This window comes from Salinispora sp. H7-4, from assembly GCF_013416675.1.
In the GTDB taxonomy this organism is placed as follows: domain Bacteria; phylum Actinomycetota; class Actinomycetes; order Mycobacteriales; family Micromonosporaceae; genus Micromonospora; species Micromonospora vitiensis.
On record NZ_JABZED010000070.1, the window covers coordinates 1 to 26,091 of the forward strand.

The following is a 26,091-nucleotide window of genomic DNA, read 5'->3' on the forward strand; positions in this document are numbered from 1 at the left end:
CACCGCATGATCGTCTGTGTGTTGTGGACACAACATCAGACCTTGCGGTGGCCGAGAGCCACAGCGTAGATCCTGCCCGGTGGCGACGCACCATCGACCTGGTCATCGACTCGTTCGCCGGCCGGTTCGGCCGGGTCGAGCCTCGCCGGGCGGCTGCCGACTTCGTCACCGGCCTGCTCAGCGACCTGGAGATCAAAACCTGCTGGCAGGTCGCTGAGCAGGCCGGACATACCCGGCCGGATGCGATGCAACGGCTGCTCTACCGAGCCAAGTGGGACGCCGACGTGGTGCGTGACGACGTGCGCGAGGTCGTCGTCGACCGGCTCGGTGACCCCGACGGTGTCCTCGTGGTCGACGAGACCGGCGACCTGAAGAAGGGCGTGCACTCGGTCGGTGTCCAGCGGCAGTACACCGGCACCGCTGGTCGCATCGAGAACGCGCAGGTCGGCGTGTTCCTGGCCTATGCGAGCAGGCACGGCCACGCCCTGATCGACCGCAGGGTCTACCTGCCGAAGTCCTGGACCGACGACCGTGACCGGTGCGAACAGGCTGGCGTCCCGGACACGATCGGGTTCGCCACCCGATCCGACCTCGCCGACGACATGATCACCGCCGCCGTGAAAGCCCTGGTCCCGGCCCGGTGGGTCGCCGCGGACGAGGCCTACGGCAACAACACCCGACTGCGCGGTGAACTGCGCAGACTGCGTCTCGGTTACGTCCTGGCGGTCTCCTGCGATCACCTCGTGCCGATCGACAACGGGAAGATCCGCTGCCGCGCTGACCGGCTGGCCGCCGATCTGCCCGCCACCGCGTGGACCCGGCGCAGCACCGGCGACGGCTCGAAAGGACCACGGTTCTACGACTGGGCCTGGCTCGCCGACGTCGGCGTAGACGGTGATCCCGACGACGACGGCCGGCACAGTCTGCTGATCCGCCGTAACCATACGACTGGTGAGCTGGCGTTCTACCGCTGCTGGGCGCCGGGCCCGGTCACACTCGCCCAACTGGTCCGCGTGGCCGGAATCAGATGGATCGTGGAAGAGAGTTTCCAGGCCGGAAAGGGACAGGTTGGGCTTGACCAGCACCAGGTCCGCCGCTGGACGTCCTGGCACCGGTTCACCACCCTCGCCCTGGCAGCCCTCGCGGTCCTCGCGATCTGCGCCGCCGACGCCCGATCAGCAGACCGTCCCGCTCAACCCGACATGATCGACCTGACCGTCAACGAAATCCGCCGCCTGATCAACGTCCTACTGATCCGGCCGACGCGCAGCATCGCCTACCACCTGCGCTGGTCACGATGGCGACGCCACCACCAGGCACGAGCCAGACGAGCCCACTACGCCCGGCGACTCACCCTCGAACTCCAGCCATGATCACGAATGGCGGCTGCCGTACTAGCGTTCCTTGGGTGAATACCGGAGCTGATCGGAGATCGTCAGCCGAGGTCCGGAATCGCGCAGTTCGGCGTGGCCGGGCGACGCGCTCGCCCGGTTCGCCGCGGAGCGTCCCCGGTTGCGACGCACTGAATCGCGGCCTCACTCCCGCGCCTCCCTGGGTGTTCGTCGGAACGGTCCCCAGGCGATGAATCGGTCGAAGAGCTGGCGGGGGGTTGGTCCGTCGTGGGGGTTGAGGTGGTAGAGGCCGGCGAGGTAGATGGACAGGTGTGGTTGTCGGTTGTGGTATTCGGCGGTGAGGTGGAGGCGGGCGTCGGGGCAGGGCCATGGTTGGGCGCAGGCGCGGCAGGTCCATAGGGGTCGTCGTGGTGTGTGGGGTGGTCGGTTGGTGGTGTGGTGGCGGGTGTTGGGGGTGGGTCCGAGTCGTGGTGGGGGTGGGTGGTGTGGGTTCACCAGTGGCCTCCGTTGGCTCGCCATTGTTGGGCGGGGGTGAGCCAGCCGGCGCGGTCGGGTCGGGGGTCGGCGAGGGTTGGTTGGGTCATCCATGTGGGCAGGTTTCTTGGCTGGGCCCGGTGCGGTGCGTTGGTGCGGTGCGGCAGGGGCGTTTGGTCGTTTCGCCGGTGTCGGCTGAACAAGCGGATTCGCATTGTGGGCTCCTTGATGGTGTTGGCGGGACCGCCCCCACCAATGCCGGTGTTGGTGGGGCGGTCCGACGGCGTGTCCGGCGGGTCAGGCCTCCACCGGCTCGCGCCGTTCCGTAGGAATAGTTTTGCTGTCAGTAGTGGACAGCAAAAGCCCATCTATATATGGCCGCTAGACATCCGAAATGCCTACCGGAGGGGCCATGAACGAGGCGCTTCGGCTGGCCATGAACGAGGCTGCCCACACCGCTCATTCGCTCGCTGAAAGGGTCGGGGTCGACCGGAAAACAACGACCCGGTGGCTCGTGAAGGATCACATTCCGCACCCGGCGCACCGCACGGCGGCTGCGGAGGCTCTCGGAGTGGACACGGAGGACATATGGCCGGACACTTCGAGACGTCGTAATCCAGTTTGGTTCCGACCGTGGCAGGAATTTGAACGCGAGGCGACGTTGCTGCGGTCATATCAGCCGTTAGTTTTGCCCGGCTTGCTGCAAACCGAGGCTTACGCTCGCGCGGTGCTGTCGATCGGGGGTTTACGGGGGCGCACGGACGTCGACCGGCTGGTGGCCACGCGGCTGTCGCGTCAGGCCATCCTCACCAAGGACGACCCGCCGCAGTTCGCGGCCGTGGTGGACGAGACCGCCCTCCGGCGGCCGGTCGGCGGCCGGGCGACGATGCGGGAGCAGGCGCGCGCCCTGCTGGCGACGTGCGAGGCCCCACACGTGCGGTTGCACGTCGTGCCCTCGGCTAGCCGCCCGAGCTGAGGGTGGCGAAACGCGGCCGGGTCGTGTGCGGAGAACAGGGTCAGGTCCGGTTCCGCGCGAGCCCGTACGGCCGCGAGGCGGGCATGGTTCTCGCGCACCCTTCCCCGGTCGAACGCGACGAGGGTCTCCATTGCCCGCAGGACGAACGGCACACTGCCGCCGCCGATGCTGCCAGGGTGGTAGAAGGCGTCCCCGGCGTGCAGCAGCCAGTGATCGCCCGCGTCGACCGCCACGCAGGCGTGACCGCGGGTGTGACCGGGCAGCGGGATCAGGACGAACCCGGGCGCTATCTCGTCCAGTGGCTTCACCGCCGCGAAGCCACGCCACGGCTCTCCCGCCGCGCCGTGTTCGATGATTCGTGGTCCGTGCCGCCACTGGGCAGGGCGAAACCGACTTCTCTCGCGCCAGGTGGGCGGGTTCCGGGCACCACGCACCTCGTCAGCGGTGGTGTGCACGGCCGCGTGCGGAAAGTCGGAGAGGCCGCCGATGTGGTCGGCGTCGAAGTGCGCGATGACGATGTGCCGTACGTCGTCACGTCGGAACCCGAGGCGTTCGACCTGACGTGCGGCTGTCTCGTCCGGGTCGAGCACGGGCCGCACGATGGTCCGTGTCGGGCCGATGCGTCGCCGGGGGTCGGCAATGTCGTCGAGGCCGTAGCCGGTGTCGACGAGGACGAGGCCGTTGTTGGTCTCGACGAGGAGCACGTGGCACACCAACGGCTCACGGAACACCCGGATACTTCCGCAGTTGAGGTGATGGACCTTCACCGCGCTGCCGCCTGACCAGGTGGGGTGGCCGGGCGGCAGCGCGGAATGTCCTTCGAGGGCAACGCGCAGGCGGTCACAGGCGAATTAGATCCATGATCTGACCGTCTATCCAGTGGCTCCGGTCCGTTCCCCTTCCTGCGTGCGGCCGATGTGCGTCATCGGTAGTCCTGGGGGTTGACGTCGTCGCCGCCTCCTTGCTGGGTCGCACCGAAGTAGCCACCCCAGTCCGGCCGCGACCCGTCCGCGTCGGTGAAGCCGTACTCCTTGGCCAGTTGCCAGGTCGCCAGTGACTGTCCGTTCCAACGGCTGACGTCCGGGTCGGCGGCGAGTGCGGCCACTGCGCGGCCGAGGTAGGCAGGGCTCTCCGACATCGCGAAGTAGGGGTCGGCGGTGATGGCGTCCCGCCAGGTGTCCTCGGTCACGCCGAAGTGGTCGAGCATCGCCTCCGACCGCAGGAACCCGGGCGTGAGAGCGACCGCGGTGACGCCGTGCGGTCGCAGGTCGCCCGCCTGCGCCTGGGCTGCTCGGATCACCCCGGATTTGGCCAGATCGTAGAAGAAGGTTCCCCGGTAGCCCTGGTCGGCCGTACCGTCGGTGACTTCCACGACCAGGCCACGGCGACGGGCCACCAGGAGCGGCAGGGCGTGCCAGCTGGTGATGATGTGCGTGTGCACCGCCTGTCGCTGTAGCAGCAGGCCATCGTCGAGTGGTTGCTCCCACAGTGGCTTGTCCCACACCGTCAGCGGATCGCCACCCCAGACGTTGTTCACCAGAATGTCGAGCCTGCCCTGCTGTTCCCGGTCGATCCTCGCCACCAGGTCGCGGACCTGAGCGACATCCAGGTGATCGGTGGGAGCCGCGATACCGTGACCGCCGGCGGCGGTGACGAGGTCGGCGGTCTGCTCGGTGGTCTCGGGGCGGTTCATCGGCGATCTCGAGGTCGTCGTGCTGCGCCCGGTCACGTAGACGGTCGCTCCGGCGGCGCCGAGCTGGACGGCGATTCCCCGGCCTCCGCCACGGGTGGCTCCGCTCACGAGGGCAACCTGTCCCGTCAATGGCTTGTCTGTCACTATTTCTCCCTTGTCAACCTATATGTCGGAAGGATCGTGTCACGGTGGTGACGACGGGCGTTGGCGAGTGACCCGTTACCCGGAAGAACACCGGATTTCGTCAGTAGTGATGATCAGAATCAGCGCCGGTGGATTGACTTCCCGATGTCTCCCGAGGTCGATCAGCTCGCGACCTTCTCGGCTTCGGTTGCCTGACCGAGCCGGCGTGGCACGGTGACGGCGATCGTCGCTCCGACGGCGAACAACGCGGCTGCGGCGAGCACACCGGCGCGGTACCCCTCGGCGAGGCTGGTCGCACTGCCGCCGGGTCCGGCGGCCGTGGTGGCGATGAGCGCGAGCATCGCGAGGCACACCGCGGCACCTATCTCCTGCGCCGAGTTGATCAGCCCTGATGCCGCGCCCTGGTCCTCCGCCGTCACACCGCTGGAGGCGGCGATGTATGTCGGGGCGTAGGTCAGACCACTACCGATCGCGAGCAGAAGCATGCCGGGCAGGACGTCGGTCCAGTAGTCGCCGTGGACGGGTAGCCGGGCGAGCAGGAACGCGCCGGCGGCGAGGACTGTCAATCCGCTGACCAGTACCCGCCGGGCGCCGAATCGGGTGACGAGTTTCGCAGCGCGCGGTGACAGCAGCATGATGAGCAGGGTGATCGGTGCGAATGCGACACCCACGGCCAGCGGCGAGTAGCCGAGGACGATCTGGAGGTAGAGCGTCAGGAAGAAGAGGGTCGCGCCGAGCGCGCCGGCGTTGAGCAGCAGCGTGGCGTTGGCTGCCCGTACTCCGGGCAGGCGCAGCAGCGCGTACCGCAGGACCGGTGTCGACTCGCTGCGTTCCACGAGGGCGAAGCTTGCGAGCAACACGAACGCCGTGATGGCCGCGGCGAGCGACCGGTCCCGGCCGCCGTCCTCAGCCAGCCAGGTCAACGCCATGATGCCGCTGGCCAGACCCCCAGCCAGCAGGAACGCGCCGGCCAGGTTGATTCGGGGTCGGTGGGTGGCAGGGGTATCGCGAAGGAGTAGCGCGAGCACGGCTACGACCGCCAAGCCGACCGGGATGTTGATGAAGAAGATCCAGCGCCAACCGAGAAACTCGGTGATCGCACCGCCGACGAGTTGGCCGGCGATGGCACCGGCTGAGCTGACGGCCGCCCACAGCCCAAGCGCCCAGTTACGGGCCGGACCTTCGGCGAGGCTCGCGGTGATGGCGGCCAACGCGTTCGCGGAAACCATCGCCGCGCCGACGCCTTGCAGGCCCCGGGAGACGAACAGATGCCAATCGACTTGGGCGGCACCAGCGCCGAGCGATGCCGCGACGAAGAAGGTGAGGCCGGTCAGCAGGAGCCTCTTGCGGCCGAGGAGATCACCAACTCGGCCACTGATGATCAACAAGCTACCGAACGTGATGGTGTACGCCGTCGCGGTCAGCTGGATGCGGCTGTCGAGCAGGCCGAGGTCTTGCCGGATCGAGGGGATGGCCACATTGATGATCACTACGTCGAGGATCAGCATGAACTGCGCCGCACACAGCGCGATCACCGTCCAGGCGGCCCGCCGTTCCACCATGCCCAACTCCATTTCTCTACGCCGTAGGATTAATTGAACCCTACGCTGTAGTATTGGTGTGTGCCAGAAGATGTGACCGACACGACCAGGCGTCGTGGCCCGGGCCGGCCGCGAGTGAGCGAGTCGCCCCTGACCCGGCAGGCGATCCTGACCGCCGCCCTGGCTCTCGTCGACGAGCAGGGCATCGAAGCGCTGAGCATGCGCCGGCTGGCCGCCGCGCTCAAGGTCGACCCGATGTCGATCTATCACCACGTACCCAACAAGGCGGCGCTCGTCTCCGGCCTAGTGCAGACGGTCTTCTCCGAGATGGCGCTGCCCGCACCTGGCGGCTCCTGGCCGGTGCAGGTCCGCGCGTGGGCTCGGGCCTACCGGGCCCTGGCCCTGGCCCACCCCAACCTCGTGCTCCAGATCGTCACGGACGCCGCTGCCGTCTCCGAGGCCGCAATCCTGGTCAGCGAGCCGCTGTACGCCGCCCTGGACAGCGCCGGCCTCGGGGCCCGTGCGGTGGTGGACAGCGCAAACACGCTGATCGACTTCGTCAACGGGTACACCCTCGCCCTTGCCGAGGGCACGACATCACAGTCAGCTGGCGTCGGCTCGATGGGCGAACGTCTGGCGGCCATGGACCCCGACCAGGTGCCCACGATGTGTCAGGTTCACGATGCGCTGAAGGACGAGCAGACGACGTCCAGCGGCTTCGAAGCGGGACTCGACATCATCATCCGTGGCATCTCATGACGAGAAGTCGGATATCTCCTGCTGCAGTATGGGTATCGCCAGCTGACTGACCATTCCGTCGTCGGCGCTGTGGCGGGACGACGGTGGGACCACAGATGAGTGTGGCCCCACCGTCGCGCCGGACAGGTCAGCTGGCTGGTTCGAGGCAGAGCACCCGGTTGCTGCCGGAGCCCGGGAGCGTCACGTTCGGCTTCGGGTTGGTGCACTCCTCTTCGGAGTTCACTTTCGACACCACGGTGTGTGCCTCGGCGTCACCGCAATCCACCGCCACCGCCGCTTCCCCCGACTGCTTGACGCAGCTTCCGACCGCTGGGTTGAAGCCCTGTGCCGAATCGCTGCCGCCGATCTTGCCGAGTAGCAGGAGAAGGCCCATCGGTATGGTCAGGATCAGCACCGCGGCGACAAGCACCGCGGCCAGCACCCGGCCGTTACGGACCTTTGGGACAGGCGCGTCGGCGGCCGGCTCGGCGATCGGCTGGAACGCGTCGAAGCGGTTCTGGTCCGCGTCCGAACTGGTCGAGCCGTTCTGGTCCCAGGGCGGGGTTGAGGGCTGCGCCGTCGGCTGGGCCTGGTCCCAGGCTGGGGTTGGCGGTTGGGCCTGGTCCCAGGCCGGGGCTGGGGGTTGGGCCTGGTCCCAGGCCGGGGTCGGGGACTGCGACGGTGGGGGGAACGCCGACTCGGGTTGCGGGGGGAAGGCGGTGGTGCTGTTGACGTTGGCGGCACCCGTCACCGGTTCGCCGAACCGGTCGGCGGGGCGTTCTTCGCCCGGGTGTGGCCGGGTGCCATTGACCGGTCGGTCGCTGGCCGGGGCGTCGGTGAAGGCGGGGATGCTCGGCGGGATGGGCGCCGCGGGGGCTGGCACGACGGGCGCGTAGCCGGTGGGGCGTTCCTCGCTGCCGCGACCGAAGCCACCGTCTGGGCCGAAGCCGCCGTCCGGGCGGGGTCCGTTGGCTGGGCCGAAGCCACGGTTGGCGTCGAGCCCGGTGTCCTGGCCGTCGTCCGGCAGACCCGCCGGAGCGAATCGTTGCGGGTCGGCCTGGTAGCCCTCGGTCTCGGCTGGCTCCGGCGGCGCGGGCCGGCCGTACACGCGTGGCTGTGGCGCTGGCGTGGGGGTTACCTGGGCCGGGTCGGCCGGGGGCGTCACCCGGCTGCCCAGCGGCACAGCGGCGCTGGCCGAAACACCGCCGGACACTGCCGGGGGTGCGGGCTGTTCGGCTGACTCCGGGGACGTACGCGGCGCGGGCACCGCCGAGGGCTCGCCCGGCCCACTCGGCGGGGGCCATCCGTGCTGGTCTGCCTCGAATCCAGGGTCGGGGCGGGCAGGTTCCGGGGCGCCCGGCGGTGCGGGGAAGTCGGCTGGCGCGGGGAAGTCGGCCGGTGGTGGTGGCGCGGCGAAGTCCGCCGGCGCGGGGAAGTCGGCTGGCGCGGGGAAGTCGGCCGGTGGTGGAACAGCGGCCGGTGGTGGAACAGCGGCTGGTGGTGGTGGCGCGGCGAAGTCCGCCGGTGGGCTGGCCGCCAGGCTGGCGCCGGGTATCCGCTGCTCCTGCGGCGGGAGCGGGACCGCATTGGCGGGAGAGATGCCGGGGCCCGGTGTTGGCTGGTAGACCGCCGGCTCCTCGGGGCCGGCCGGCTCCTGCCCGGCAGCGGCCGAACGTTCGGCGTTCCCCCAGGCCTCCTCCGGCGCCCACGGTTCGACGCTGGGCATGTTCAACCCATCGGCCGCGCTGCGGGGCGCGGGTACCCAGGGCTGTGCGGGACGCTCGCCGGGCGTAGCCGTGCCGGTGAAGCTCGACGGCGGCTCCCCGGGCTGCCAGCCGCCCTCGTTGCTGGTGGCGACGGCGGGACTCCCGGGTGCCCAAGCGGCTGCATCGGGTGCCCAGCCGACCGAAGGTGCCGGGTCCGGTTGGCCGGCTCCGACGTTCCACTCGGGACTCGGCGTCGCCCGGCCGCTCGCCGGGGGTGCGTCCGGCATGGACTGGCTGGACGCTGGCGGGGGCACCTGCGCGGTGGCCCGGACGACCGGGGGCGGCTGCTGCGTCCAGGTCGGTTCGGCGGCCGGGGGCGGGGCCCAGGTCGCCTCGGGTGGGCCGCTGCGTCCCAGCTCAGGCTGTGGCGCCTCCGCGGCCGCGGCCCATCCCGCCGAAGCGGGTGCCACGTGTGGTTCCGGCGGCGCAGCGGTGCCCCACGTGGGGGCCGGCGGTGCCTCGGTTGCCCAGGCGGGCCCGGGCGGGCTCGGGTGGGCTGGGGGCGGAGGCGCCCAGCCCAGATCCGGCTGCCCCGCGGCGTACCCGTTGTCCTGCTGCGCCGGCCGGTCGCCGTATGGCGTCGGTACGACAGCGCCCGGCGACGCCTCTTCCGGCTGCTGGCCGGGGTGGTGCGTGCCTTCGGACGTCATGCGTGCGCCTCCTCCATCAGCTTCGGCCGCGGATGCCGGTGCGCGGCACGGAAAACCGGCATCGCCGGACCGTGCGCCCCGGCCGCTCTCCGCACCGTATCCGGTCCTCCTGAAGGGAGGTTTCGGGAGCGTCGGACCGCTACCCCGCGTTGCCGGGCGGTCTCGATTGGCTTCGATACCGGAACCGCCCTGCCGCATCGGGCGACGACCGGACACCACCGTACCGGGCGAAGGGTGACGGCGAAATCCCGGTGTCAACCGCCACAGGACCCGGTCGACGGTGTGCGCCGTGGAACGCCGAAGGCCCGTCCGGCGGAGCCGGACGGGCCTTCTGTGAGGAGGCGAGAAATGTCGTGGGCGGGTCAGTACATCTGACGCTGCGCGATGGTGAGGATCTCGTCGCGGACCGCCGGCGAATTGGCGGAACGCAGCGCGCGCTCGATGGCACGGGCGCGGCGGCTGGCGTCGCGACGGCTGCGGAATCGATCGATCATGCTCATGGGTCTCACTCCTGGCTATTCGGTTGTCGGTAGCCCCTGCTGACACCAATTGAAGCGCAACCGGGTCCGAGATCGCCAACGATTCTTAGGTGAGCTGGGACACGAGCCGAAAGATCTAAGGCAAGCTGGCCGTTTGACCGAAGGTGTCTCGCCAAAGGCGACGGCCGGTGTGCCGGGGCGTCAACCCCGGGCACACCGGCCGTCAGTGGATCAGCCGATCGCTACCGGTCAGGTCCAGGCGAGCAGCGCCGCCTCCGGATCGGCCAGGAAGTCGCCGATGTCCCGCAGGAAGCGTGACCCGAGCTCCCCGTCGATGATCCGGTGGTCGAACGAGAGCCCCAGCGTGGTGACCTGGCGGGGCCGGACCTTGCCCTTGTGTACCCACGGCATCTTGCGGACCGCGCCGAAGGCCAGGATCGCCGACTCGCCCGGGGGCAGAATCGGGGTACCGGTGTCCACGCCGAAGACCCCCACGTTGGTGATGGTCAACGTGCCGCCGGACATGTCCGCCGGTGAGGTCTTTCCGGCCTTGGCGGTCTGAACGAGATCGGTCAGCGAGTCCGCCAGCTCCCGCAGGGTGAGCCGCCCCGCGTCCTTCACGTTCGGCACGATCAGGCCACGCTCGGTCGCCGCCGCGATGCCGAGGTTGACGTAGTCCTTGACGACGATCTCCTCGCCCGCCCAGGTCGAGTTCACCATCGGGTGCCGTCGGACGGCCAACAGCACGGCCTTGGCGACCAGCAGCAGCGGGGAGACCCGGACATCCCGCCACTCCCGTCGCTGGCGGAGCCGCTCCAGGGCCTTCATCGCCCGGGTCATGTCGACGGTCAGGAACTCCGTCACGTGCGGCGCGGTGAACGCCGAGCGGGACATGTTCTCCGCGGTCAGCTTCCGGACCCCCTTGACCGAGATCCGCTGCTCGCGGTGCACCCCGACGTTCGCCGCCGGCCTACCGACCGCCGCGGCCGCCGTCAGCGGTTGCGCCGCCGCCGGGGTACCGCTCGCCGCCTGCCGTACGTCCTCCCGGCTGATCGAGCCGAGTGGACCCGACCCGGTCAGGGTGGACAGGTCAACCCCGAGATCCTTCGCGAGCTTGCGTACCGGGGGCTTGGCCAGCACCCGAGCACCACCGGCCGGACCGCTGTGGCCGTTGCCGGCGGTACCTGGCCCGCCGGCCACCGGCGCGGGAGCCGGCTGAGCCGGTAGCGGAGCCGCCGGGGTCGGTGCGGGAGCCGGCTGGGTCGGTGCGGGAGCGGCCTGGGCTGGCGCGGCCGGAGCGGCACCCTTGCGGGGGCGGCGCTTCGCGGCGGTGGTACGCGGGCCGTAGCCCACCAGCACCGGAGTACGCCCACCGGACGCGGCATCGCCGTTCTGGCCGGACTCGGCCGAGCCCTTGGCGGCCTCCCCCGTCGCGGTGGACGATGCCTTCGCGGCGTCGCCAGCCGGCTCCGGCGTCTCCAGCGGGCCGGCGGTCGGATCGGTGTCGATCGCGATGATCGGCGTTCCGACCTCGACGGTCGCGCCCTCCGCCTGGAAGATCGACTGCACCCGGCCGGCCCACTTCGCCGGGATCTCGACCGCCGCCTTGGCGGTCTCCACCTCGACGATGGGCTGGTTCAGCTCAATCGTGTCGCCGACCTTGACCAGCCAGCTGAGGATCTCTCCCTCGGTCAGGCCCTCGCCCAGGTCGGGCAGGTTGAATTCCTTGACTCGTGACATCTCACTCACCAGCCGAAGGTGCGGTCGACGGTGTCGAGCACCCGGTCGAGGTCGGGCAGGTACTCCTCCTCCACCCGGGAGGCCGGGTAGGGGATGTCGTAGCCGGTCACCCGCAGCACCGGCGACTCCAGGGAGTAGAAGCACTCCTCGGTGATCCGGGCCGCGACCTCGGCTCCGAGGCCGATGTTCGACGGCGCCTCGTGCACCACGACGGCCCGACCGGTGCGGCGCACCGACTCGTACACCTGGCCCAGGTCCAGCGGGGCGAGCGTGCGCAGGTCGATGACCTCCAGCTCACGGCCGTCCTCGGCGGCGGCGGTCGCCGCGTCCAGGCAGGTGCGCACCATCGGCCCGTACGCGATCAGGGTCGCGTCGGTGCCCGGCCGCGCGACCCGGGCGGCCTGCAGCGGGTAGGCCTCCGGCAGCGGCTGGTCAAACTCGACCGGGCCCTTCTCCCAGTAGCGGCGCTTGGGCTCCAGGAACACGATCGGATCGTCCGACGCGATGGCCTGCTGGATCATCACGTACGCGTCCTGTGGGTTGGCGCAGGTGGCGACCTTGAGCCCGGGGGTGTGGGAGAAGTACGCCTCCGGCGACTCGGAGTGGTGCTCCACCGCCCCGATGCCGCCCCCGAACGGAATACGGATCACCATCGGGATCTTCAGCTTGCCGCGGGAGCGGTAGTGCATCTTCGCCACCTGCGACACGATCTGGTCGTACGCCGGGTAGACGAAACCGTCGAACTGGATCTCGCAGACCGGCCGGTAGCCGCGGATGGCCAGGCCGACCGCGGTGCCGATGATGCCCGACTCGGCGAGCGGGGTGTCGATCACCCGCTGGTCACCGAAGTCCTTCTGCAGCCCGTCGGTGATCCGGAACACGCCGCCGAGCTTGCCGACGTCCTCGCCCATGATCACGACCTTCGGGTCGTTCTCCAGGGCCTTGCGCATGCCGGCGTTGAGGGCCTTGCCGAGGGTGAGGGTCTCCGTGGCCATCAGTGCGCGCTCCCCTCGAACGACTCCTGGTACTGCGTGAACTGCGCCCGCTGCTGGTCAACCAGGGGCGATCCGTTGGGGTAGACGTGGTCGAACATGCTGCTCGGCTCCGGGTTCGGCATCTCCAGCACCCGCTCGCGCAGGTGCACCGACTCGCGCTTGGCCTGCTCGTCCACCTCGGCGAAGAAGTCGTCGCCGGCGATCTTCTGCTTTACCAGGAAGGTCTTCATCCGGGCGATCGGATCCTTCGCCTGCCAGGCCTCGACCTCGCTGGCGATCCGGTACCGGGTGGGGTCGTCGGAGGTGGTGTGCGCCCCCATCCGATAGGTGTACGCCTCGATCAGGCTCGGCCCCTGCCCGTGCCGCGCGTTGTCCAGCGCGTGCCGGGTCACCGCGTAGCTGGCCAGTACGTCGTTGCCGTCCACCCGGATGCCGGGGAAGCCGAAGCCGGCGGCCCGCCGGTAGAGCGGGATGCGCGTCTGGCGCTCCAGCGGCTCCGAGATGGCGTACTGGTTGTTCTGGCAGAAGAAGACCATCGGCGCGTTGAAGACGCTGGCCCAGACGAACGCCTCGTTGACGTCGCCCTGGCTGGTGGCGCCGTCGCCGAAGTAGGCGATCACCGCCTCGCCCTCGTCGGTGCCGGTCTTGCCGTCCATGGTGATGCCCATGGCGTACCCGGTCGCGTGCAGGGTCTGCGCCCCGATCACGATCGTGTACATGTTGAACTTGAACTCGTTGGGGTCCCAGCCGCCCTGGTCGACTCCGCGGAACAGGCCCAGCGGCATGATCGGGTCGATGCCCCGGCAGTAGAGGACGCCGTGTTCCCGGTAGGTCGGGAAGGCCATGTCCTGCGTACGCAGCGCCCGGCCGGAACCGACCTGGGCCGCCTCCTGGCCGAGCAGGCTCGCCCAGAGGCCCAGCTCGCCCTGCCGCTGCAGGGCGGTCGCCTCGGCGTCCAGCTTCCGCACCAGCACCAGGTCCCGATAGAAGCCGCGGTACTCCTCGTCGGTGAAGTCGACCCGGTACTCGGTGCCGTCCGGCCCGGTCACACTCTCGATGCGCTCACCTTCGGGGGTGAGTAGCTGCACCAGCTCGGGGTCGCCGGTCGCGCCCTTCCTGGATCGGGGTACGGCCCGCCGGCCGCGGGTGCTGACCCCGGGGTCGCCTTTTGCCATCCGTCTCTCCCTGTCGTGTCTGCGTCGACGCCGGGGGTAACCCGACGACGCGCAACTCGTGCGCCTGCCCGACTGCTGCCGGACAAGATCCTGGCGGCCACGCCTAGCCCCGGTGGGGGTTGCCGCGCGGCGTGAGCCGGATCCAGGGGAGTGGATCCGGTTCGGGAGCGCCGGCGCCCAGCCGTACCGCCTGCGGGGTGCGCGGAGGTTCCGGCTGCGTTGCCGTCGTGGTCCATACTCGCATCACACGTGAGCACGCCCACAGTCCGGCCCGTCCGCGTCCCGCCGGGCGCCCGCTTCGGGTGCCGGGTACCAGAGTGCCGCCGGTAGCGGTGCATCGCCGAACCGAGCTGGTTCGTGCCACTTCCACGGCATTGGCGTGTCGACACGCTGTGCTAGTTGGTGTACCCAGTGTGACTGAGTCAGGGTGGAGTACTGCTGGCGCCGCGGCTGCCCCACGTTGGGTCACTCCCCGCCGGCCGAGGACGACGAGGAGGATGGCGTGCCCGAGTCAGGTGACGCGGTGGGTCCTTCCGCCACCGGCCGGCACCACTCGGCTACCGGCTATCGACGGGTTGTCGGCGCGCACCGCGCCCCCAGCGGCGGGGGTTCCTCCCGCGGCTACCTGTTCACGATGGCGCTGCTCGCCGGGACCGCCTCCCTGCCGCTACTCGCCGCGGCCGGCGCGGGCTCGGCCACCACGCCCCCGCCGGCCGACCAGCCCTCGTCGTCGTCGCCTGCGTCGTCGTCGTCACCTGCGCCGTCGTCGCCCGCGCCGACGCTCCCGCCACCCCCGTCGCCCTCGCTCACCCCGGTGTCGCCCCCTCCTCCCGCGCCCTCATCATCGGTGCGAGGTGTGGTCAGGACCCTTCGTCGGTGAGATGGTGTCGGTTCGCCTCGATCCACGCGTCGAGTGCGGCCGGGTCGTCCGGGTCGACGCCGTCCGCTAGTAACTGGGCGACCGCCGCGGTCGCCGGGCTGCGCCGCTCGCCGGTGGTGTAGAGGCGGGCGAATTCCGGCACCATCTCGTCAATAGCGGCATTGGTGCGGGCCGTCGCCGATGCGGACAGCCCGCGCTTGCGGCCCGCGTACGCCGCCCAACCCCGCAGCACCCGGGGCAGCAGCGCCGCGTCGTCCATGTCCAGGACGGCCTGCCGGTGCACCCAGTCCAGCAGGAACAGCCCGGCGACCGTCGGGCTCCACCGCAGCGGGTCGGGGTCGGTGAAGGTGGCGGTGTGATCCAGCAGTAGCCCGAGGCAGAAGTGCAGGGAGGCCAGCTGATCGTCGCCGAGGGAGTCCAGCCCGAACTGGGTGGCCTCCGGTGCGGCGAGGAACCGTCGGATCAGGTCCGTCCGTTCCGTCGCGGTGAGCGGCTCCGCCCGCTGCCGCATTGCTGCCGCCCGGCTGGTCGGCAGCAACGCGAGCCGGGCCCCGACCAGGGCGCGGTCGGTGGCGAGGGACCCTTCTCCGGGCAGCTCGCTGAGCTCGTCGGTGATGGCCAGGTGCCGGCCCACCTCGGTGTGCATGGCGGCTGGTGTCTCTTCCCGGAACCAGGTCAGCTCGTCCTCGGCGCACATCTGGCGGATCTGGTCGAGGACCCGGTCCGGCGGACCGCCGACGAAGATGTCCTTGGTGATGCCGATGTTGTGGTCCAGGAGTGCGACCAGGGCGTGTTCCGGTCCGCCCGCCGGATCGTCGTAGGCGAAGGTCGCCAGGTAGGAGGTCTGGTCGCCGAAGACGTCCCCGTACGCCCAGCAGCCGGTGAGGTGGACCCGGCCGAGCTGCCCCGACCAGGCGGGTGCGGCCGCACCCGGCCGGACCCGGTCCGCGCCGGGCGCGTCCGGCACCAACGCGGCGAAGACCGAGCGGATGGTGGTGGCCGCCGCCGCCCGGCGGCGGGAGGTGGCGGCGAGGAAGTCGCTGACGAAGGCGCGGACGGCGTCGTCCCGGCGGGCCTCGGCGACCGCGTAGACGCTGCCCAGCAGCGCCGCACCGAGCCGTTCGGCGTCCAGGGCGTTGTCGAGCTCGGCCACATCCCGAGCCGCGTGTAGCACCGCGTCGTGGGGGGTCTGCGCAGTTCCCATCCACCGACCCTACGCTGCTGTCCGCCCACGGTGGCCCCGGAAGTGGCCGGGCGTCCCACCACCCCCCCGACAGGTCCCGCGACCTCCCAGGTCGCGGCCGCTTGGGAGATGGAGCCGGGGTGATCGGATGGGCGACCCATGCGGCGACGAAGAGTGACTTGCGCCGGGTACGCTCAACCCCGACTTGACGATCGCCGACGGCGTGGCAGTATTGAGCCCGGTCCACTCAACTTGTGCGGGGTGCGCTGCGGCGGCGCCCGGCAACGGTTCAATCGAACGAAGCGAGGAAGCGAAGATGGCACGTGCGGTCGGCATCGACCTCGGCACGACGAACTCCTGCGTCAGCGTCCTGGAGGGCGGTGAGCCCACCGTAATCGCCAACGCCGAGGGCTCGCGGACGACCCCGTCGATCGTCGCCTTCGCCCGAAACGGCGAGGTGCTTGTCGGTGAGGTCGCCAAGCGGCAGGCGGTGACCAACCCGGACCGGACGATCCGGTCCGTCAAGCGGGAGATCGGCACCGACTGGTTCGTCGACATCGACGACAAGAAGTACACGCCGCAGGAGATCTCGGCTCGTACGCTGATGAAGCTCAAGCGGGACGCCGAGGCGTACCTGGGCGAGCAGATCACCGACGCCGTGATCACCGTTCCGGCGTACTTCAACGACGGCCAGCGGCAGGCCACCAAGGAGGCCGGTGAGATCGCCGGCTTCAACGTGTTGCGGATCGTCAACGAGCCGACCGCGGCCGCCCTGGCCTACGGGCTGGACAAGGGCTCCAAGGAGCAGACCGTTCTGGTCTTCGACCTCGGCGGCGGCACCTTCGACGTGTCGCTGCTGGAACTGGCCGAGGGCGTCATCGAGGTCAAGTCCACCAGCGGCGACAACCTCCTCGGCGGGGACGACTGGGACCAGCGGATCATCGACCACCTGGTCAAGACCTTCAACGGTGAGCACGGCATCGACCTGGCCCAGGACAAGATGGCGATGCAGCGCCTCAAGGAGGCGGCGGAGAAGGCCAAGATCGAGCTGTCCGCCGCCGCCACCAGCAACATCAACCTGCCGTACATCACCGCTGGTGCCGCCGGCCCGCTACACCTCGACGTGACGATCACCCGCGCCGAGTTCCAGCGGATGACGCAGGACCTGCTGGACCGCTGCAAGGTCCCGTTCGAGCAGGCCGTCAAGGACGCCGGGATCAAGGTCGCCGACGTCGAACACGTCATCCTGGTCGGCGGCTCGACCCGGATGCCGGCCGTGACCGAGCTGGTCAAGCAGCTCACCGGCCGGGACCCGAACAAGGGCGTGAACCCGGACGAGGTCGTCGCCGTCGGTGCCGCCCTGCAGGCCGGTGTGCTCAAGGGCGAGGTCAAGGATGTCCTGCTGCTCGACGTGACCCCGCTGAGTCTCGGTATCGAGACCAAGGGGGGCATCTTCACCAAGCTGATCGAGCGCAACACCACCATCCCGACCAAGCGCTCCGAGGTCTTCACCACGGCCGACGACAACCAGCCGTCCGTGCTGATCCAGGTCTTCCAGGGTGAGCGGGAGATCGCCGCCTACAACAAGAAGCTCGGCACCTTCGAGCTGACCGGCCTGCCGCCGGCGCCGCGCGGCATGCCGCAGATCGAGGTCACCTTCGACATCGACGCCAACGGCATCGTCAACGTCCACGCGAAGGACACCGGCACCGGCAAGGAACAGAAGATGACGGTCACCGCTGGCTCCTCGCTGCCGAAGGAGGACATCGAGCGGATGCGTCGGGACGCCGAGGAGCACGCCGAGGAGGACAAGCAGCGGCGGGAGGAGGCGGAGACCCGCAACGTGGCCGAGGCGCTGCAGTGGCAGACCGAGAAGTTCCTCGCCGAGAGCGGCGACAAGCTGCCCACCGAGTCCCGGGACCAGATCAACGAGGCGCTCGGCGAGCTGCGCAGCGCCCTCGGCGGTCAGGACATTGAGAAGATCAAGTCTGCGCACGCGCAGCTGGCCCAGGTTTCCCAGCAGGCCGGCTCCCAGCTCTACACCCAGCAGCAGGGTGAGCAGGCCGGCGCGGCCGGCGACCAGGCGGGTGCGCAGGCCGGTGCGCAGGCCGGTGGCCCGGACGACGTGGTCGACGCGGAGATCGTGGACGAGGACAAGGACAAGAAGTGACCGTTCTCGAACCCGGACTCCACGTACAGGGATGAGGTAGCCGTATGACGGACAAGCCACGAGCCACCGACCCGGACGCTGCCGGGTCGGTGCCGGGTGGCTCCGCCTCCGCCGGCGAGGCCGGTGCGGAGCCGCGGGTCGTGATCCGTGACAACCGCAAGATCAGCGATGCCACGGGGTCCGGCTCGGATACCGCCGACGCGGAATCCGCCTCGGACGCGACGAGCACCGGCTCGGACGCGGCCGGCTCCGGCTCGGATGCGGCCGGCTCGGACGCGGCGGACGCTGCCGCCGCCGACGCCGGGTCGGACGTCCCGGCAGCCGGGCTGGTCGAGGAGGCGGATGTCGTGGTTGACGAGATCCAGGCCGAGACCACCGAGGGGGCGTCCGCCAGCCCACCGGTGGTGGACGCGCCGGCCGAGCCGGTTGACGCCGCCACGGCGACCTCACTCGGTGCGGAGCTGGAGGCGTTGCGGGTCGATCTGGATGAGCGGACCCGGGACCTGCAGCGGGTGACCGCGGAGTACGCCAACTACCGCAAGCGGGTTGACCGAGACCGGGCGCTCGTCACCGAGCAGGCCACCGGCTCGGTGCTCGCCGCGCTGCTGCCGATCCTCGACGACCTGGACCGGGCTCGTGAGCACGGCGACCTGGTGGGACCGTTCGGATCGGTGGCGGAGCAGCTCACCACCGCGCTCGGCAAGTTCGGGCTGACCCCGTTCGGTGCCGAAGGCGACCCGTTCGACCCGACCCAGCACGAGGCGGTGACGCACCGGACCTCCGCCGAGGTCACCGAGCCGACCTGCGTACAGGTCATGCGGCGGGGCTACCTGGTGGGGGAGCGGTTGCTGCGGCCGGCGTTGGTCGGGGTCGCCGAGCCGGAGTGAACGGGTGACACGACGGCATGATCGTCCCGCCCGCCCGACCGGGGCGGGCGGGACGATCACTCGACGGAAGGGGGCGGACCGGTGAGTTCCAAGGACTGGATCGAGAAGGACTACTACGCCGCCCTTGGAGTGGGCAAGGCCGCCTCCGCTGATGAGATCAAGAAGGCGTATCGGAAGCTGGCGCGCGAGTCGCACCCCGATCGCAATCCCGGCGACACGTCAGCCGAGGAGCGGTTCAAGGCGGCCTCCGAGGCGTACACGGTGCTTGGCGATGACGCGAAGCGCCAGGAGTACGACGAGATGCGGTCGTTGTTTGGCTCGGGCGCGTTCCGGCGTAACGCCCGCGGAGCGGGCCAGCCTGGCGGGATGCCGTTCGATGTCGGCGACCTCTTCGGTGGCGCGGCCGGTGGTGACCGGCGGTTCAGCGGGGCCGGGTTTCAGAACCTGTTCGGTTCGATCTTTCCGGGTGGGGGTGGGGCCGCATCGCGGGGCCCGGCCCGGGGACGGGACGTGGAGACCGAGGTCGCGCTCGACTTCGACGACGCGATTGGCGGGGTGACCCTGCCGCTGACGTTGCGGACGCCGGGGGTGTGCGACACCTGTCGCGGCGACGGGGCGAAGCCGGGCACGCAGCCGCGGGCCTGTCCGACCTGTCGCGGCGCCGGGGTGACCACCCGCAATCAGGGGTCATTCAGCTTCTCCGAGCCCTGTTCCGACTGCCAGGGCGTCGGCACGGTGGTGGACGAGCAGTGCCCGGAGTGCCAGGGCAGCGGTGGCGTCACCAAGAACCGGACGTTGAACGTCCGGTTCCCGGCTGGCGTGGCCGACGGTCAGCGGATCCGGCTGGCGGGGCGGGGTGAGCCCGGGGCCCGGGGCGGGCCCGCCGGTGACCTGTTCATTCAGGTCCGGGTCAGTCCGGACGACCTGTTCGGGCGAGCCGGCGAGGACCTGACCCTGACGGTGCCGATCACCTTCGCGGAGGCGGTACTCGGCACCGATCTGCGGGTACCCACCTTCGATGGTGCGGTGACGCTCCGGGTGCCTCCGGGTACGCCGAGCGGACGTGTCCTTCGGGCCCGTGGCAAGGGGGTGGTCCGTACCGATGGACGGGCCGGCGACCTGTTGGTCACCCTTGAGGTGGTGGTACCCGCGAAGCTGTCGGAGGAGGCCCGGACGGCGTTGGAGACGTTCGTTGCCCAGACCCCGCCGGCTGCTCGGGAACATCTCGACGCCCGGGTGCGTCGGGGGAGCTGACCGGGCGGCGGGCTCGGCGGAGTGCACGCGGAGGTGAGCGGGGATGGCGGACAACTTCGTCGGTGCGGATGACCCTGCCTACGAGGCCAAGGTACTGATGATCTCGGTGGCTGCCCGGATGGCGGGCATGCACCCACAGACGCTGCGCCAGTACGACCGGCTCGGTCTGGTGCAGCCCGGCCGCGCGGCCGGGGGCGGTCGTCGGTACAGCGTCCGGGATGTGGTGCTGCTCCGCGAGGTGCAGCGGCTCAGCCAGGACGACGGCATCAACCTGGCCGGGGTGAAGCGGATCATCGGGTTGGAGCGGCTGCTGGAGCAGGCGCAGCAGCGGGTGGCCCGGCTGGAGGTGGAGCTGGAGGCCGCGTACCGCCGGATCGCCGAGTTGGAGGCGGTGGCCCGCTTCCCCGGCAGCGACCTGGTGCCCGCCCGCCGTACCTCCACCGCGCTGGTGGTCTGGCGTCCCCGCCGGAACCCGGAGCGGTGAACTCGCGCCCGATTCGGGGTTCGGCCCCGCGGGGCGTCCAGGTCGACTAATCTCAGAATCAGGTCCAAATCTACCCAAATCGGACGTTGCTGGTAGGGGGTCATGGCGGATTCAGCCAAGGGTCTCGCCCAACAGGCGGAGGAGAGCCTCGAGCAGGTGGCCGAGGCGATCCGAAAGCGGTTCGACGAGCTCACTGAGGGAAGGTTCAGCGACCAGATCAGGGAAGGACGGTTCGCGGACCCGGGTGACTCCGGCACCGACCAGGGGCACCCCGCGGACCAGCCTCAGCGTCGCTGACCGAGCCGGGTCGACCGATGGGCGGGCCGGGACCCACGGGGGGTCCCGGCCCATCCGGTCAGGGCAGGCGGCGGTTCTCCCGGACCAGTCCCCCCTCGCACCAGTCGCGGTAGACGAAGACGTCCGGTTGGGCCAGCAGGATCCGGCTGTTCTGCGCCCACGTCCGCATCGGCTCGTCCCCCTCCCGCTCGGCCCGCTCCACCAGCTTCCAGAACCGCCGCTTGGGATGGGCCCGAAACCCCGACCGGATCCCGCCCGCGGCGTAGATGTAGAGGCAGTGCAGCGCGAAGCGGCGGGCCGGACAGGCTGGATCCATCGCCAGGTCGAAGAGGGTGGTTACCAGTCCGTTGCCGGCGACCAGGAGGTCCCAGTCCTGGGGCATGGCGGCCAACGGCACCGAGTCGGGCTGGTAGGCCCAGGCCCGTAGCTCCGCCGACGACGGGTCCACTGGGTTCGCGAAGCCACGGAAGGTCGAATCCTGTGCGGTCACGGGCCAACCCTCCGCTCCGCTACCTGGGCGACAGCCCCGGTGCCCCTTTACCGCCGTTGGGCGGCAACGGTAACGCGAGCATGCCAGCGGCGGTAGCCCTCGCGGGGGTGGAGGCCGGCCACCGAGGGGAGCGGATCAGTCCCCCACGGGCACCGGTTGGGCCTGCTGCTTGGCGGCGCGTTGCCGCAGCCAGCTCTTGAACCAGTCGAGGTCGGGCACCCGGGCGAGCGTCGGCCCGACCACCACGGTGATCAATACGTACGCCGTGGCGAGCGCGGCCAGCTGCGGATCGACACTTCCGGCCGCCACCGCCAGCCCGGCGATGACGATGGAGAACTCTCCGCGCGGTACCAGGGTGAGCCCGGTGCGCCAGCGACCGGGCTCGGCGATGCCGGCCCGGCGGGCGGCGAGGTACCCGGTGAGCGTCTTTGTGCCCATCGTCACCACCGCCAGCGCGAGCGCCGGCAGCAGCACCGGCGGGATGTCGCGTGGGTCGGTGACCAGCCCGAAGAAGAGGAAGAACACCGCGGCGAACAGGTCCCGCAGCGGCGTCAGGAGTTGGGTGGCATGGTGTGCGACCGGTCCGGAGATCGCGATGCCGACCAGGAACGCGCCGACGGCGGCCGAGACCTGGAGTTTCGCGGCGACCCCGGCGACCAGCAGGGTCAGGCCGAGTACGCCCAGGAGCAGCGCCTCCGGGTCGCGGGCCGACATGACGTTCGAGATGGTCCGGCCGTACCGGATCGCGACCACCAGCACGACCAGCACCGTGGCGACCGCGACGGCGAGCGCAGCGCCGCCGGCGACCAGCCCGGCTCCGGCCAGGACGGCGGTGAGTAGCGGCAGGTAGAAGGCCATCGCCAGGTCTTCGATGACCAGCACCGACAACACCACCGGGGTTTCCCGGTTGCCGAGCCGGCCCAGGTCGCTGAGGACCTTCGCGACCACGCCGGAGGAGGAGATCCAGGTGATGCCGGCGAGGACGATCGCCGCCACCCAGTCCCAGCCGAGCAGGAGCGCGAAGGCGGCGCCGGGCAACGCGTTGAGCAGCCCGTCGATCAGCCCGGCCGGCGCGGCGGCGCGGAGGTTGCCGACCAGCTCGCTGGCGGAGTACTCCAGGCCGAGCATGACCAGCAGGAGGATCACGCCGATCTCGGCGCCGATCGCGAAGAACTCCTCGCTGGCCTTGAATCCGAAGACTCCGCCGTGCCCGAAGAGGAGCCCGGCGAGCAGGTAGAGGGGGATGGGGGAGAGCCCGATCCGGCGGCTGAGTCGGCCGAGGAGTCCGAGCAGGAACAGCAGTGCGCCGACTTCGATGAGCAGTGTGGTGGTGTCGTGCATCCGCCTCAGCCGTCCGGGTCGCCGTCGGCGAGGATGGCAGTCACCCCGTCGAGACCCTGCCGGGTCCCGACCACCACGACAACGTCACCGGCCGCGAAGCGGAATGCGGGCTCGGGGGAGACGATCACCTCGCCGTGGCGGAGCACCGCCACGATCGAGGCGCCGGTGCGGGTACGTGCCTTCGTGTCGCCGAGCTTGCGGCCCACGTACGACGAGGCCGCGGGGATGGCGACCTGTTCGGTCAGCAGCCCGGCGGCCTGCTCCCGTAGCCCGGAGAGTTGGCCGAGGAGTAGCGACGCGCCGAGGATGTCGGCGAGCGCCTCGGCCTCGTCGTCGGTCAGCGGGATGTCGGCCTGGCAGGCGTCGGGATCATCCGGGTCGTAGAGAACGAGATCTCGCCGGCCGTTGCGGTGGGAAACCACGCCGAGTCGCCGTCCGGACTCCGTCATCAGATCGTGGCGGACACCGATTCCCGGAAGAGCAGTCTGTTCGACACGTACTCGCACGTGGACAAGGCTACCGTGCGCGGCGGGTCGAGATGATCGAGCGGGATCGCGGGCCCGGTGTCAGCGGGACACCCGATTGGGTGACTCACTTCACACCGGTAAAGTTGAGCGGAATAGGCTCAACTTTGGCAGTGTCCGTACCAGTGGACACGCCGACCCCGGGGGAGCCCATGAACACCGAACGCCTCACCACGAAGAGCCGCGAGACCATCACCGGCGCCGTCACCCTCGCCGGCCAGCGTGGACACGCCACCGTGGAGCCCTGGCACCTGCTGCTGTCCCTGCTGGACACCGCGGGATCAACCGCGGTCGGCCTGCTGCGCGCCACCGGAGCCGACCCGGACGAGTTGCGCCGGGCTGCCCAGCGTGCGGTAGCTGCGCTGCCCGTCGCCCGCGGCTCCAGCGTCGCCGAGCCGACCCTGGCCCGGGAGTTCGTCAACGCCATCGGCGCCGCCGAACAGATCGCCCGACCGCTCGGCGACGAGTACACCTCGACCGAGCATCTGCTCGCCGGCCTGGCCCGGGTCGGCGGTGCGGTGTCGACGGCGCTGGGGAGCGCCGGGGCCACCGAGGAGGCCCTGGTGGCCTCGTTCCCGACCGTACGGGGCGGGGACCGTCGGGTCACCAGTGCCGACCCGGAGCAGACCTACCAGGCCCTCGCGAAGTACGGCGTCGACCTCACCGCCAGCGCCCGGGACGGCCGGATCGACCCGGTGATCGGCCGGGACACCGAGATTCGCCGGGTGATCCAGGTGCTGTCCCGGCGGACGAAGAACAACCCGGTCCTGATCGGCGAGCCGGGCGTCGGCAAGACCGCGATCGTCGAGGGCCTGGCCCAGCGGATCGTCGCCGGTGACGTCCCCGAGTCGCTACGGGACAAGAAGCTGGTCTCCCTGGACCTCGGCGCGATGGTGGCCGGCGCGTCGTACCGGGGCCAGTTCGAGGAACGGCTGAAGTCCGTTCTTTCGGAGATCAAGGATTCAGATGGGCAGGTCATCACCTTCCTGGACGAACTGCACACCGTCGTCGGCGCCGGTAAGGGCGAGGGCGCGATGGACGCCGGCAACATGCTCAAGCCCATGCTGGCCCGGGGCGAGCTGCGGATGGTGGGCGCGACCACCCTGGACGAATACCGCCAGCACATCGAATCCGATCCAGCCCTGGAACGTCGCTTCCAGCCGGTGCTGGTCGGCGAGCCCACCATCGAGGACACCGTCGGAATCCTGCGGGGCCTCAAAGAGCGGTACGAGGTGCACCACGGCGTGCGGATCACCGACGGTGCACTAGTCGCCGCCGTCACCCTCTCCGACCGCTACATCACCGACCGGTTCCTGCCGGACAAGGCCATCGACCTGGTCGACGAGTCCGCGTCCCGGCTCCGGATGGAGATCGACTCGCGGCCGGTCGAGGTGGACGAGATCGAGCGGGCGGTGCGTCGCCTCGAGATCGAGGAGATGGCGCTGGCGAAGGAGGCCGACGCCGCCTCCGTCGAACGGCTGGAGCGGCTGCGCAAGGAACTGGCCGACAAACGTGAGCAGCTCACAGCCCTCTCTGGACGCTGGCAGACCGAGAAGCGGCACATCACCCGCCTCTCCGCCGCCAAGGAGGACCTGGAGCGGCTAAGCGGGGAGGCCGAGCGGGCCGAGCGCGACGGCGAGCTGGAGCGCGCCGCCGAGCTGCGGTACGGGCGCATCCCGGCGCTGGAGGCCGACCTGACCGAGGCGGCGGAGGAGCTGGCCCGGCTCCAGGCGGACGGTGCGATGCTCAAGGAGGAGGTCGGTGCGGATGATGTCGCCGCCGTGGTCGCCTCCTGGACCGGCATTCCCGCCGGCCGGCTCCTGGAGGGCGAGACGGCGAAGCTGCTGCGGATGGAGGAGTCGCTGGGCGCGCAGGTGGTCGGCCAGGCGCGCGCGGTGGGCGCGGTCGCCGACGCGGTCCGGCGGGCCCGCGCCGGTATCGCGGACCCGGACCGCCCGACCGGCAGCTTCCTCTTCCTCGGCCCGACCGGGGTCGGCAAGACCGAGTTGGCCAAGGCGCTCGCGGGGTTCCTCTTCGACGACGAGCGGGCGATGGTCCGAATCGACATGAGCGAGTACGGCGAGAAGCACTCCGTCGCCCGCCTGGTCGGCGCCCCACCCGGCTACGTCGGGTACGAGGAGGGCGGCCAGCTCACCGAGGCGGTACGTCGCCGGCCGTACTCGGTGATCCTGCTCGATGAGGTGGAGAAGGCCCACCCGGACGTCTTCGATCTCCTCCTGCAGGTGCTCGACGACGGCCGGCTCACCGACGGCCAGGGCCGGACGGTGGACTTCCGCAACGCCATCCTGATCCTCACCTCCAACCTCGGCTCCGCGGTGGTGGGTGACCTGACCGTGGCGGAGGAGCAGCGCAGCGAGGGCGTCCTGGCGGTGGTCCGGTCGCACCTCAAGCCGGAGTTCCTCAACCGCCTCGACGACACCGTGGTCTTCGCCGCCCTCCAAGCCGAGCAGCTGCGGACCATCGTGGACATCCAGCTGGACCGGATGCGCCGCCGGCTCGCCGACCGTCGGTTGGGCCTGGAGATCACCGACCCGGCTCGGGAGTGGCTCGCCGAGCACGGCTACGACCCGGTCTACGGCGCCCGCCCGCTTCGTCGCCTGGTGCAGACCGCGATCGGCGACCAGCTGGCGAAGGCGTTGCTGGCCGGCCGAATCCGCGACGGTGACACCGTCCGGGTGGGCCTGGCGGACGGCAGGGACGCCCTCACCGTGACCGCCACCTAGACGATCTATTCCAAGGGGTACGGGGACAGCGAAGAGAGGCGAGGGCGTCCATGATCGACGTTGCTGAGCAACAATGACCATGGAGGCCACGTGCACGTCGATCGGGACACCCTC

General features: G+C 70.3%; 21 protein-coding genes and 2 pseudogenes. 9 read left to right on the forward strand and 14 right to left on the reverse strand.

Going from position 1 to position 26,091, the window contains the following annotated elements:
• The first annotated feature begins 92 nt into the window (after nt 1-92).
• Nucleotides 93-1,373 (forward strand): IS701 family transposase, encoded by a 1,281-nt coding sequence (locus H0524_RS23645; protein WP_375372023.1) that lies wholly within the window; start codon nt 93-95, stop codon nt 1,371-1,373.
• 162 nt (nt 1,374-1,535) lie between these two features.
• On the opposite strand, the gene H0524_RS23650 is transcribed toward H0524_RS23645, so the two are convergent.
• The gene (locus H0524_RS23650; protein ID WP_180200632.1) at nt 1,536-1,847 is read right to left on the reverse strand and encodes a hypothetical protein; all 312 of its coding nucleotides are present in this window, start codon (nt 1,845-1,847) and stop codon (nt 1,536-1,538) included.
• A 391-nt stretch (nt 1,848-2,238) separates the two neighbouring features.
• On the opposite strand from H0524_RS23650, the pseudogene H0524_RS23655 reads away from it, so the two are divergent.
• Nucleotides 2,239-2,781, forward strand: a pseudogene (locus H0524_RS23655) (Scr1 family TA system antitoxin-like transcriptional regulator); the annotation flags it as partial.
• A gap of 4 nt (nt 2,782-2,785) precedes the next feature.
• Here H0524_RS23655 and H0524_RS23660 read toward each other — a convergent pair.
• The 3 genes and pseudogenes from H0524_RS23660 to H0524_RS23670 form a co-directional block, all read right to left on the reverse strand.
• Nucleotides 2,786-3,569: pseudogene (locus H0524_RS23660) on the reverse strand (MBL fold metallo-hydrolase).
• A 155-nt stretch (nt 3,570-3,724) separates the two neighbouring features.
• Entirely contained in the window at nt 3,725-4,639 is a 915-nt protein-coding gene (locus tag H0524_RS23665) for an SDR family oxidoreductase (RefSeq protein WP_180200633.1), read from the reverse strand.
• A 161-nt stretch (nt 4,640-4,800) separates the two neighbouring features.
• On the reverse strand, nt 4,801-6,201 hold the full coding sequence (locus tag H0524_RS23670; protein WP_180200634.1) for an MFS transporter: 1,401 nt from the start codon (nt 6,199-6,201) through the stop codon (nt 4,801-4,803).
• Between the two features lie 114 nt (nt 6,202-6,315).
• Between H0524_RS23670 and H0524_RS23675 the strand changes: the two genes are divergently transcribed.
• Entirely contained in the window at nt 6,316-6,939 is a 624-nt protein-coding gene (locus H0524_RS23675) for a TetR/AcrR family transcriptional regulator (protein ID WP_180200644.1), read from the forward strand.
• Nucleotides 6,940-7,066: 127 nt separating this feature from the next.
• Here the strand turns inward: H0524_RS23675 and H0524_RS23680 are convergent, their stop codons facing one another.
• From H0524_RS23680 to H0524_RS23710, 7 genes are all read right to left on the reverse strand, one after another.
• Complete coding sequence (locus H0524_RS23680) at nt 7,067-9,334, reverse strand: hypothetical protein (protein WP_180200635.1); 2,268 nt, start codon at nt 9,332-9,334, stop codon at nt 7,067-7,069.
• Between the two features lie 362 nt (nt 9,335-9,696).
• A complete protein-coding gene (locus H0524_RS23685) occupies nt 9,697-9,834 on the reverse strand; it encodes a hypothetical protein (protein ID WP_018254840.1) in 138 nt (45 codons plus the stop codon).
• 228 nt (nt 9,835-10,062) lie between these two features.
• Nucleotides 10,063-11,553: a dihydrolipoamide acetyltransferase family protein gene (locus H0524_RS23690; protein WP_180200645.1), complete on the reverse strand. Its 1,491-nt coding sequence runs from the start codon at nt 11,551-11,553 to the stop codon at nt 10,063-10,065.
• Nucleotides 11,554-11,558: 5 nt separating this feature from the next.
• Nucleotides 11,559-12,548 carry an alpha-ketoacid dehydrogenase subunit beta gene (locus H0524_RS23695; protein ID WP_180200636.1) on the reverse strand — a complete coding sequence of 330 codons (990 nt, stop codon included), beginning with the start codon at nt 12,546-12,548 and terminating at the stop codon, nt 11,559-11,561.
• Nucleotides 12,548-13,723, reverse strand: a complete 1,176-nt coding sequence (gene pdhA / locus H0524_RS23700) for a pyruvate dehydrogenase (acetyl-transferring) E1 component subunit alpha (protein ID WP_018727940.1) — start codon at nt 13,721-13,723, stop codon at nt 12,548-12,550. The genes H0524_RS23695 and pdhA overlap by 1 nt, the downstream gene beginning before the upstream one ends.
• Before the next feature lie 621 nt (nt 13,724-14,344).
• Nucleotides 14,345-14,533, reverse strand: a complete 189-nt coding sequence (locus H0524_RS23705) for a hypothetical protein (protein ID WP_180200637.1) — start codon at nt 14,531-14,533, stop codon at nt 14,345-14,347.
• A 50-nt stretch (nt 14,534-14,583) separates the two neighbouring features.
• On the reverse strand, nt 14,584-15,807 hold the full coding sequence (locus H0524_RS23710) for a hypothetical protein (protein ID WP_180200638.1): 1,224 nt from the start codon (nt 15,805-15,807) through the stop codon (nt 14,584-14,586).
• 295 nt (nt 15,808-16,102) lie between these two features.
• Here H0524_RS23710 and dnaK point away from each other — a divergent pair, with 295 nt between their 5' ends.
• The 5 genes from dnaK (at nt 16,103) to H0524_RS23735 (ending at nt 20,878) form a co-directional block, all read left to right on the forward strand.
• Nucleotides 16,103-17,956, forward strand: coding sequence for a molecular chaperone DnaK (dnaK, locus tag H0524_RS23715; RefSeq protein WP_018727943.1), 1,854 nt, complete (start codon nt 16,103-16,105; stop codon nt 17,954-17,956).
• Between the two features lie 44 nt (nt 17,957-18,000).
• Nucleotides 18,001-18,843 (forward strand): nucleotide exchange factor GrpE, encoded by an 843-nt coding sequence (gene grpE / locus H0524_RS23720; RefSeq protein WP_180200639.1) that lies wholly within the window; start codon nt 18,001-18,003, stop codon nt 18,841-18,843.
• Nucleotides 18,844-18,924: 81 nt separating this feature from the next.
• Complete coding sequence (gene dnaJ, locus H0524_RS23725) at nt 18,925-20,097, forward strand: molecular chaperone DnaJ (RefSeq protein ID WP_180200640.1); 1,173 nt, start codon at nt 18,925-18,927, stop codon at nt 20,095-20,097.
• 43 nt (nt 20,098-20,140) lie between these two features.
• The gene (locus H0524_RS23730; RefSeq protein ID WP_018727946.1) at nt 20,141-20,581 is read left to right on the forward strand and encodes a heat shock protein transcriptional repressor HspR; all 441 of its coding nucleotides are present in this window, start codon (nt 20,141-20,143) and stop codon (nt 20,579-20,581) included.
• A 102-nt stretch (nt 20,582-20,683) separates the two neighbouring features.
• Nucleotides 20,684-20,878, forward strand: a complete 195-nt coding sequence (locus H0524_RS23735) for a hypothetical protein (protein WP_180200641.1) — start codon at nt 20,684-20,686, stop codon at nt 20,876-20,878.
• Nucleotides 20,879-20,936: 58 nt separating this feature from the next.
• Here the strand turns inward: H0524_RS23735 and H0524_RS23740 are convergent, their stop codons facing one another.
• From H0524_RS23740 to H0524_RS23750, 3 genes are all read right to left on the reverse strand, one after another.
• A complete protein-coding gene (locus tag H0524_RS23740) occupies nt 20,937-21,368 on the reverse strand; it encodes a hypothetical protein (RefSeq protein WP_180200642.1) in 432 nt (143 codons plus the stop codon).
• 135 nt (nt 21,369-21,503) lie between these two features.
• Nucleotides 21,504-22,709, reverse strand: a complete 1,206-nt coding sequence (locus H0524_RS23745; protein ID WP_018727949.1) for a cation:proton antiporter — start codon at nt 22,707-22,709, stop codon at nt 21,504-21,506.
• Between the two features lie 5 nt (nt 22,710-22,714).
• Nucleotides 22,715-23,215 (reverse strand): cation:proton antiporter regulatory subunit, encoded by a 501-nt coding sequence (locus tag H0524_RS23750; protein ID WP_026185539.1) that lies wholly within the window; start codon nt 23,213-23,215, stop codon nt 22,715-22,717.
• A 170-nt stretch (nt 23,216-23,385) separates the two neighbouring features.
• Here H0524_RS23750 and clpB point away from each other — a divergent pair, with 170 nt between their 5' ends.
• On the forward strand, nt 23,386-25,977 hold the full coding sequence (clpB, locus tag H0524_RS23755) for an ATP-dependent chaperone ClpB (protein ID WP_180200646.1): 2,592 nt from the start codon (nt 23,386-23,388) through the stop codon (nt 25,975-25,977).
• Nucleotides 25,978-26,091 lie beyond the last annotated feature (114 nt).

Bases quoted from the DNA above. Each gene is read 5' to 3' on its own strand.
- H0524_RS23670 (WP_180200634.1), bottom strand. From the start codon at position 6,201: ATGGTGGAACGGCGGGCCGCCTGGACGGTGATCGCGCTGTGTGCGGCG.
- H0524_RS23680 (WP_180200635.1), bottom strand. From the start codon at position 9,334: ATGACGTCCGAAGGCACGCACCACCCCGGCCAGCAGCCGGAAGAGGCG.
- H0524_RS23685 (WP_018254840.1), bottom strand. From the start codon at position 9,834: ATGAGCATGATCGATCGATTCCGCAGCCGTCGCGACGCCAGCCGCCGC.
- H0524_RS23690 (WP_180200645.1), bottom strand. From the start codon at position 11,553: ATGTCACGAGTCAAGGAATTCAACCTGCCCGACCTGGGCGAGGGCCTG.
- H0524_RS23695 (WP_180200636.1), bottom strand. From the start codon at position 12,548: ATGGCCACGGAGACCCTCACCCTCGGCAAGGCCCTCAACGCCGGCATG.
- pdhA (WP_018727940.1), bottom strand. From the start codon at position 13,723: ATGGCAAAAGGCGACCCCGGGGTCAGCACCCGCGGCCGGCGGGCCGTA.
- H0524_RS23710 (WP_180200638.1), bottom strand. From the start codon at position 15,807: ATGGGAACTGCGCAGACCCCCCACGACGCGGTGCTACACGCGGCTCGG.
- dnaK (WP_018727943.1), top strand. From the start codon at position 16,103: ATGGCACGTGCGGTCGGCATCGACCTCGGCACGACGAACTCCTGCGTC.
- grpE (WP_180200639.1), top strand. From the start codon at position 18,001: ATGACGGACAAGCCACGAGCCACCGACCCGGACGCTGCCGGGTCGGTG.
- H0524_RS23730 (WP_018727946.1), top strand. From the start codon at position 20,141: ATGGCGGACAACTTCGTCGGTGCGGATGACCCTGCCTACGAGGCCAAG.
- H0524_RS23735 (WP_180200641.1), top strand. From the start codon at position 20,684: ATGGCGGATTCAGCCAAGGGTCTCGCCCAACAGGCGGAGGAGAGCCTC.
- H0524_RS23745 (WP_018727949.1), bottom strand. From the start codon at position 22,709: ATGCACGACACCACCACACTGCTCATCGAAGTCGGCGCACTGCTGTTC.
- clpB (WP_180200646.1), top strand. From the start codon at position 23,386: ATGAACACCGAACGCCTCACCACGAAGAGCCGCGAGACCATCACCGGC.